Source organism: Sphingomonas sp. CCH9-E2 (assembly GCF_001557215.1).
Lineage (GTDB): Bacteria > Pseudomonadota > Alphaproteobacteria > Sphingomonadales > Sphingomonadaceae > Sphingomonas.
The window spans coordinates 1-8556 of the sequence record NZ_LSJM01000216.1 but is presented as its reverse complement, the minus strand read 5'-3'; the positions used below and the strand labels follow the sequence as shown (position 1 = coordinate 8556).

At 63.8% G+C, this 8556-nt stretch carries 8 protein-coding genes; 6 read left to right on the top strand and 2 right to left on the bottom strand.

The features are described from left to right. The first annotated feature begins 118 nt into the window (after positions 1-118). From AX681_RS10205 to AX681_RS10180, 6 genes are all read left to right on the top strand, one after another. The gene (locus AX681_RS10205) at positions 119-2047 is read left to right on the top strand and encodes a copper resistance system multicopper oxidase (RefSeq protein ID WP_010336586.1); all 1929 of its coding nucleotides are present in this window, start codon (positions 119-121) and stop codon (positions 2045-2047) included. After that, positions 2044-3231: a copper resistance protein B gene (locus tag AX681_RS10200; RefSeq protein ID WP_004212733.1), complete on the top strand. Its 1188-nt coding sequence runs from the start codon at positions 2044-2046 to the stop codon at positions 3229-3231. Before AX681_RS10205 ends, AX681_RS10200 begins: the two co-directional genes overlap by 4 nt. A gap of 90 nt (positions 3232-3321) precedes the next feature. Further along, positions 3322-3795: a DUF305 domain-containing protein gene (locus AX681_RS10195; RefSeq protein ID WP_007406421.1), complete on the top strand. Its 474-nt coding sequence runs from the start codon at positions 3322-3324 to the stop codon at positions 3793-3795. Positions 3796-3853: 58 nt separating this feature from the next. Next, positions 3854-5389 (top strand): two-component system sensor histidine kinase NtrB, encoded by a 1536-nt coding sequence (locus AX681_RS10190; protein WP_066664667.1) that lies wholly within the window; start codon positions 3854-3856, stop codon positions 5387-5389. Continuing rightward, positions 5379-5999, top strand: coding sequence for a response regulator transcription factor (locus AX681_RS10185; protein ID WP_037486757.1), 621 nt, complete (start codon positions 5379-5381; stop codon positions 5997-5999). The genes AX681_RS10190 and AX681_RS10185 overlap by 11 nt, the downstream gene beginning before the upstream one ends. An 83-nt stretch (positions 6000-6082) precedes the next feature. Further along, entirely contained in the window at positions 6083-6487 is a 405-nt protein-coding gene (locus AX681_RS10180) for a response regulator (RefSeq protein ID WP_037486787.1), read from the top strand. A gap of 181 nt (positions 6488-6668) precedes the next feature. Here the strand turns inward: AX681_RS10180 and AX681_RS10175 are convergent, their stop codons facing one another. Both AX681_RS10175 and AX681_RS10170 read right to left on the bottom strand, forming a co-directional pair. After that, a complete protein-coding gene (locus AX681_RS10175; protein WP_223308211.1) occupies positions 6669-7814 on the bottom strand; it encodes an MFS transporter in 1146 nt (381 codons plus the stop codon). A gap of 83 nt (positions 7815-7897) precedes the next feature. Continuing rightward, a partial coding sequence (locus AX681_RS10170) for a copper resistance protein B (RefSeq protein WP_066682195.1) occupies positions 7898-8556 on the bottom strand: 659 nt, incomplete at its 5' end.

Sequence of the window (8556 nt, the reverse complement as noted above, 5' to 3'; positions counted from 1 at the left end):
CCGCCTCTACCGCGCCCGCGCACGCCTCGCGGAAATGTTGAAGAAAGTTTGAGGGGGATGAGGCCACGCTGCGTATTTCCAATAGGTCCGCCCTCTTTCTTAAAGCTGAGACAACCGAATGATTTCTGCTCTCGACCGCCGCCAGTTCCTCCGCGGCGCGGCCCTCGCCGGTGGCGGCGCCGCCTTGTCAGCCTGGCTGCCGGCCTGGGCGCAGACGATCTCGCCGGGGATGCGACCGACGCTGCCGACCGTGTCGGGCGAAGACATCACGCTCACCATCGCCCGGCAGTCGATGACCATCGACGGGCGCAAGTTCCGGGCAATCGGCCTCAACGGCACGGTCCCCGCCCCGCTGATCCGGCTGCGCGAGGGCCAGCGCGTGCGGCTCAACGTCATCAATCAGCTGGAGGAGGACAGCTCGATCCACTGGCACGGGCTGATCCTGCCGGCCAATATGGACGGTGTGCCGGGCGTGTCTTTTCCGGGCATCAAGCCGGGCTCGAACTACCTCTACCAGTTCTCCGTCGTGCAAAGCGGCACCTACTGGTACCACAGCCATTCAGGCCTGCAGGAACAGGAAGGCCATTACGGCCCGATCATCATCGATCCCGCCGGTGCCGATCCGGTCGCCTATGACCGCGAGCATGTCATCGTGCTCGCCGATCACAGCGCGCTCTCGCCGCAGGCGATCTTCCGGCGCCTCAAGGTCAACCCCGGCCATTTCAATTTCCAGCGCCAGACCCTGGCCGGGCTCCTGTCGGGCAAGGATCAGCCGCTCAAGGACCGGCTCGACTGGGGCCAGATGCGGATGGACCCGGCCGACATCTCCGATGTGACCGGATCCACCTACACCTATCTCGTCAACGGCCATGGTCCGATGGACAACTGGACCGCGCTCTTCACCCCGGGCGAACGGGTGCGGCTGCGGGTCATCAATGCGTCGGCGATGACCACCTTCAACGTCCGCATCCCCGGCCTGCCGCTGACCATCGTTCAGGCCGACGGGCAGAATGTGGTGCCGGTCACCGTCGACGAGTTCCAGATTGGTGTTGCCGAGACCTACGACGTCGTTGTCAGCCCAGGCGATGACAAGGCCTACACCCTTGTCGGCGAGGCGATCGACCGCTCGGGCATGGCGCGTGCCACGCTCGCGCCGAGGGCCGGCATGGCCGGCGAGGTTCCCCCCTTACGCAAACGGCCGCTCGCCGACATGAAGGACATGGGCATGGACATGTCCTCGATGCCGGGCATGGAAGGCATGGACATGTCGGGCGGCGCTATGCGGGGCGTCGATCCGACGGCCGAGAAGAACGCGTCCGCGCGCCTCGCGACCGGCGCGGCGGCAGCGATGGCGACCATGGACAATAGCGCCATGGCAGGCATGGATCATTCGGGGATGGATCATGGATCGATGGCCGGCATGGACCACGGCGCGATGGGCGCCGATGGCCAGATGGCGGGCATGGATCATGGCGGGCACGCGATGGGCTCGATGAAGATGCGCGACTTCTCGAACGCGCCGCAGGTGAAGCGCGACCCGAGCGTCCAGACCATCTCGCCGATGCCCGTAGACCGCACCGGCGAGCCCGGCCAGGGCCTCGCCGACGTCGGCCACAAGGTGCTTGTCTACAGGGACCTGATGGCGCTCGATCGCAATCCGGACGTGCGCGCGCCGAGCCGCAGCATCGACATTCACCTCACCGGCAACATGGAGCGGTTCATGTGGTCGTTCGACGGCGAAAAAATGTCGGACCATCACGAGCCGATCCCCTTCATCGAAGGCGAGCGGGTGCGCGTCAATCTCATCAACGACACGATGATGGGGCATCCGATCCATATTCACGGGCATTTTTTCGAGCTGGTGACGGGGCATGGCGATCACAGCCCACGCAAGCATACGGTGATCGTCCAGCCGGGCGGCAAGGTGACCTGGGACTTCACCGCCGACGCGGTCGGCGACTGGGCCTTCCACTGTCACCTTCTCTACCACATGCATGCAGGGATGATGCGGGTCGTAAGCGTCCGTCCGAAGGGAGATGCCCAATGACCCGCATCCTCACGCCGCTGGTGAGCGCGATCGCCCTTCTCTCCGCCGCGCCCGCCTTTGCCCAGGATCATTCGATGCACGACATGCCCGGCATGGCGCCGCCGGGCGGGGCGCGGCCGGCGCAGGAGAAAAAGAAGGACAAGGCCGCCGCGCCGCGCCCCAAGCCCGCTGCCGGGCCGCGCGCTCAGAAGCCAGCGCCGGACGCCACCTCGGCGATGGACCATTCGCAGCACCAGGCCAGTCCTGCGCCGCAGGGAGATGCCGCCGGTCAACCGCAACCCGCTTCTCCCGCGATGGCGGAGATGCCGGGCATGGACCACTCCCAGCATCAGGACGGCGCGATGCCGGACATGCCCGGGATGGACCATTCGCAGCATGGCGAGACCGCCATGCCCGGAACCTCCGCCATGCCCGGCATGCAAATGACCGGCACGGCGCTTCCGGCCGGCAATGCGCCCCCGCCGCCTCCCCCAAGCGACCACTTCGCCGATCGTGATTTTCCCGGCGGCGAGATGGCGCGCTCGCGCGACATCATGATGAAGGATAGCGGCGGCAACAATTTCGGGCAGGTGCTGCTCAACCTGTTCGAGTATCAGGCGCATAGCGGCCGCGATGGCTATCGCTGGGATGGCGAAGGCTTTTACGGCGGCGACATCAACCGGCTCTGGCTCAAGAGCGAGGGCGAAGGCGAGTTCGGCCGCGGCATCGACAGCGCCGAGGTGCAGGTGCTCTACAGCCGGGCCATCGACCCCTATTTCAATCTTCAGGGCGGTATCCGCCAGGACTTCGGCCGCGGGCCCGACCGCACCTACGCGACGATCGGCGTCGAGGGCCTGGCTCCTGGCATGTTCGAGGTCGAAGGCGCGCTGTTCCTCTCGACCAAGGGCGATGTTCTGGGCCGGGTCGAGGGCTATTACGACCAGCGCATCACCCAGCGCCTGATCCTCCAGCCGCGCGCCGAGGTCAATTTCGCCGCACAGGATATTCCGGAGAACGACATCGGTTCGGGGCTGGTCAACATAGAGCTCGGCGCGCGCCTGCGCTACGAATTCAGCCGCCAGTTCGCGCCTTACATCGGCGTTTCCTACCTGCGCAAAGCCGGAGACACGGCGCGGCTGTCGAGGCTTGCGGGCGAGGACGTCCATGCCACCAGCTTCGTCGCCGGCGTTCGCTTCTGGTTTTAGCATCAGGACGGCTGATGGCGGGGGCGAACAAGAGAGCGGGGCGTTACACTCATACCCAGGTCGGCCGGCGCCGAGCGAAGGAGATACGCCATGGACCATTCGTCCCACATGAACACCCGGAAGATGGGCGCCTATTGGAGCCTTGCCGTTCAGACCGTCATCAGCGGCGTCATCATGTATCTGGTGATGTTCGTCATGATCGACGGGCTCGACAGCTTCTACAACAACCTCAACATGCTCTACATGACGCTGATGATGGTCGCGCCGATGGTGGTGCTGATGATCCTCGCCATGGGGCACATGTTCGCGTCGAAGGCCGCCAACATCGCGCTGATCGCCGCGTCGCTGGTCGCCTTCTTCGGCAGCTTTGCACTCATCCGCACCCAGACCACGATCGGCGACACGGCCTTTCTGCGCTCGATGATCCCGCACCATTCCGGGGCGATCCTGATGTGCCAGGAAGCAAAGCTCAGCGATCCGGAGGTCATCCGGCTTTGCGAATCGATCAAGCGCTCGCAGCGGCAGGAAATCGACGAGATGAAGGCCATACTCGCGCGGCGCTGAGTGGCACGGTCGGGCTACGCCCGGATACGTGCGCCCGGCCAGGTATGTGAGCCGGCCGATGGTCGACACGAGGCGCGGGGCGGACGAGATTGCAAGCGACGTAGCGCGGCTTGCGCCGCTGTTCCTGCGACAGGCTGGCGGCCACGTCCTGACGCTGCTCGATCCTTCCGGGATCGTGCTGAGCTATAATGAAGAAGGCGAGCGTGCCGAATGCTGGCCGCTCGATCGCGTTCTGGGACAGCCCCACGACCTGTTCTACCCGCCTGACGAGATTGCGGCGCGTCGTCCAGGCGCAGACCTGGCGGCCGCCCTTCACGAGGGCACGCTGGAGCGCGAAGCGTGGCGGGTCTGCGAGAACGGCGCGGAATATCTCGCGCGCCTGACGATCAGCGCCCTGTTCGAAGGCGACACACATCGAGGCTTCGCCTGCATCAGCCGCGATGTCACCGACGAGGCGGCGGTCCGCGCATCGATCGAGACCCGCGAGCAGCATCTGCAATCGATTCTGGCGACGGTGCCGGATGCGATGATCATCATCGACGAGACCGGCGCCATCACGTCGTTCAGCGCAGCGGCACAACGCCTGTTCGGCTACAGCGAAGCCGAGCTCGTCGGGCAAAATGTCTCCTGTCTTATGCCTCAGCCCGACCGCGACCGGCACGACGAATACATCGCGCATTATCTGCAGACGGGCGAGCGCCGGATCATCGGTCTGGGCCGCGTCGTTGTGGGTCAGCGCCGCGACGGCTCGACCTTCCCGATGCAGTTGTCGGTCGGCGAGGCCGGTGAAGAGGGCCAGCGGCTTTTCACAGGGTTCATCCGGGATCTCACCGCCAAGGAGCAGGATGAGCTCAGGCTCAAGGAACTGCAAGCGGAGTTGGTTCATGTCTCGCGGTTGAGCGCGATGGGTACGATGGCCTCCACGCTTGCTCATGAACTCAATCAGCCGCTCGCCGCAGTGGCGCTCTATCTCGAAACCATTCGGGACATGCTCGCTGTCCAGAATGATGAGCCATTCGTCTCTCTTCGGTCCGTAATGGACGATGCCGCTCAGGAGACGCTGCGCGCTGGCCACATCGTCCGGCGCCTCCGCGACTTCGTCGCACGCGGTGAGGTCGACAAGAGTTTGCACGACCTGCCGCAAGTCATCACCGAGGCAAGCCAACTGGCACTGGTCGGCGCGCGCGAGCGGGGCATCCGTAGCTTCTTCGCAATCGACCCCGCAGCCACGCCGGTCCTCATCGACAGGGTGCAGATCCAGCAGGTGCTCGTAAACCTGATGCGCAACGCCGTTGAGGCCATGGCAGAATCATCGATCCGCGACCTCAAAGTCGCGACGAGTTTGCGTGCCGACGGCCTTGTCGAGGTTACGGTGGAGGATACCGGCCCCGGGATCGCGGAAGAAATTCGCGAACAACTGTTCATGGCGTTCACATCGACGAAGGCCGACGGCATGGGCCTTGGCCTCTCGATCTGCCGGACGATCATCGAAGCACATGGCGGCCGCATCTGGATGGAGCGCTCCGACCGAGGCGGCACGTGCTTTCACTTCACGCTGATCCACGCGCGGGCGGAGGAGGAACATGGGGGATAGACGCATCATTCATCTGGTCGACGACGAGGAGAGCATCCGCAAGGCGGCAAGCTTCGCGCTCAAAACCGCGGGCTATGATGTCATCGCCTACACCTCCGGAGTGGAATTTCTCAGGACAGCGAAGTCCGCTGAAGTAGGCTGCGTTATCTTGGATGTGCGGATGCCTGAAATGGACGGTCTCCAAGTCCAGACCACTATGGCTGCGCGTGGGATCAACATGCCGGTCATCGTCCTGACCGGCCACGGCGATGTGTCGGTAGCTGTGCAGGCTATGAAAGGCGGCGCGATTGACTTTCTCGAAAAGCCCTTCGAGAAGGCTGCCCTGCTCGAGGCCGTGAGGCGCGCTTTCGCTCGTCTCGACGATGTCGACCTTCGCGCGCTGGAATCGTCGGAAGCCGAGGTGCGGGTTGCTGCCTTGACCCCCCGCGAGCAGGAAGTGCTGGAAGGATTGGCGAACGGCTTGCCCAACAAGACGATCGCCTATGATCTGGGTTGCTCATCCCGGACGGTCGAGGTTCACCGCGCCAGCCTCATGGCCAAGCTCGAGGTCCGCAATCTCTCTGAGGCGTTGAGGATCGCCTTTGCTGCCGGGTTCGGTCGCAAGACGTGATAACTGCGCCCTCTACGTAGCGACGAGGATGCCGCATCGTGCGAGCCATTGCCGTGATGCAACAGGTCCTCATGTCGCGCGAGATGTCTTCGTTTTCTGACACACAAGGTGATGGGCGCTACACCATCCTCGTCTCCGACGACGACCCGGGTGTTCGGCGTGCCCTTCAGCTTCTCCTTAGATCCCGTGGCTACTGCGTCTGTAGCTATACAAGTGGTAGCGCGCTTTTGGCCGATTCGCGTGCCAAGCGAGCCAATTGCCTGATTGTTGATTATCGCATGCCGGACATTGATGGCTTTTCGATCCTGCGCCAACTCCGATCGCTGGGCTGGTCCGGATGCTCCATCATGATTTCGGGCTTCCATGACGAGGTTCTCGCCCGCCGCGCTGCCGACGCGGGCTTTGATCACATGATCACTAAACCACTAAGGAGCCGTCTACTCCTCGAGGCAATCGGCCGTCACAGACGCCTCTCGTCGAATGAGTAAATGGACCGCGTCCGACCGCCAACGCTAAAGAGGCCAGGTGGGGACACGAGCACGTCGTTTTTCCAGAGGAAACCAACCCAGCTGCGCCCAAGGGCCTTGCCCGCGGCTGGGCTCATTTGTCACAGCAACACATCTTGGATAGTGGTGGACGGTACGATTCATATCGATTTACGCGCTCCCCTTATCCGCCTGACGAATTAGCACCTGAAGAGGGCCGTTTCCAAGCTAGTGGCAGGACCACAAGCAGCAGGAGCGACAGGCCGGCAATGCTCCAGAGGACGAGAGGCTGAGCGCCGGGTGCGGCGAAAGCGAGCGCCACGGGCGCCAGTGCCTGCCCGATGCTGGCAGCCGAATGCTGGAGGCCAAGCCTCACCCCTGAGGCCGCCGCAGAACCGCTGATCCAGAAGCTTGTGACCAATCGCAGGCTCGCCGAGCTCCAACCGGCGACCAGGATGAACACGCTCATATCGGCTATGCTTGATGCGAGTGGAAAGGCAACGAGCGCCGCTGCCAGCAAACCGAGCGTCAATCCGGCAAGACGCCCGGGAACCTTCACTAACCAATCGAGCCTTGCATGAAAGATCTGCGCCGCCAGCATGCCGAATCCGCAAAGACTGAGCATCCAGGCGATCTGCTCGCGGCTCAGCGAGACCGCACTGCGCGTCATCAGGAGATTGACGTGCATAGCGGCAAGCCCGGCCCCCGCAGCGATCGTGATGAGTAATAGGACTCCCGTGGCGCAGACTGTCGGCGGCGGCGGATCTCCTGAGTCGAGGCAGTGCGCACAGCGGCCTGGCAGGCTTACAAGGCAAAGCGACCCCGCGACGGTGCCGATGCTGGCAGCAACGATCATGAGCGGCGCGCCGGGCATGATCGCAACGGAGACTTCCGCCAAAAGCGGTCCGCCGAGGTCTCCCAAAAATACAGACCCCGTCAACCAGGTGAAACGCCGCGCCTGCTCCCCACGGCTGACCGCGGCGAAACTCGCACTGAGCAGCGCAAGCGGTATGATGGCGGCGGCCGCCATCCCCGCGACCGTGCGCAAAACGTAGAGAGTCGGCAGAGCTACGAGGCCAACTGGTGCAGTCACCATCGCGAGGATAATGAGCGCTGTGCGCAACATGACGCGGTAGTCGACCCGGTCGGCAATCCAGCCCCAAAGCGGTGCCGCCACCAGTGCTGCCAGCGGGTGGACGGCGGTCAAGCTCGCGACATGAAAATCATGCGCTGAGGAAAGCCCGCCGGGATTTGGGTCGACCAGGGTCGGAAGGAAAGCGAGAATGGCCGTCTGCCCTGCCGAGGCCGACACCGCCGCGAGCAGCAACACAATGAAGGAGGATTGACCACGCTTGCCATCGTGTGATTCGCCTTGGGGAACAAGCGGGTCAGCGGTTCGTCGGAGAGCCGGTATCACCACCAAGCGCGCAAGCCGATCACCAGCCGGTGTTCGGATGACCCCTCGCCCCGCAGGCGTCGGAAGCCCGCCGTGCCATCGAACGCACGCTCCCAGACGAAGCCGATATAGGGCGCGAACTTGCGCGACACCTCGTAGCGCAACCGTCCGCTCAGCTCGACATTGCTGAAGCCGCTGCCAAGCTGCCGATCTCTCGACCGCTTCGAATAGATATTGGTCTCTACCTGCGGTGTGAGGATCAACCGATTGGTGAACAGGACCTCATAGGAGGCCTTGGCGCGCGCCGCGAGACGCCCATCGGTCCCTACATAGCCGGTGAGCTGGACGTCGAACCAATAAGGCGCCAGTCCCTCGACGCCGGCGGCCAGCCATGTCGTCGCGCCCTTGCCGAGATCCTGCCTGACCCCGAGCAGCGTGCCCCAGAACGGGTTCTTGCTGTGCCACCACAGCGCCTCGACGCTGCTCTCCGGATCGAGACGTTGGTCGCGGGAGTTCTTGAGGCCCTGGCTGCGCAGCCAGAGCTTGTCATTGTCCTGACCCTTGGTGACGAGCACGGTCCAACCCACGCCCTGACCCTCGTTGCCGCTGGCGAATTCGAGCTCATCGACAAGTATCTTGGGGATCGAGAGCTTGTCGGCCATCTCATAGCCCGGCA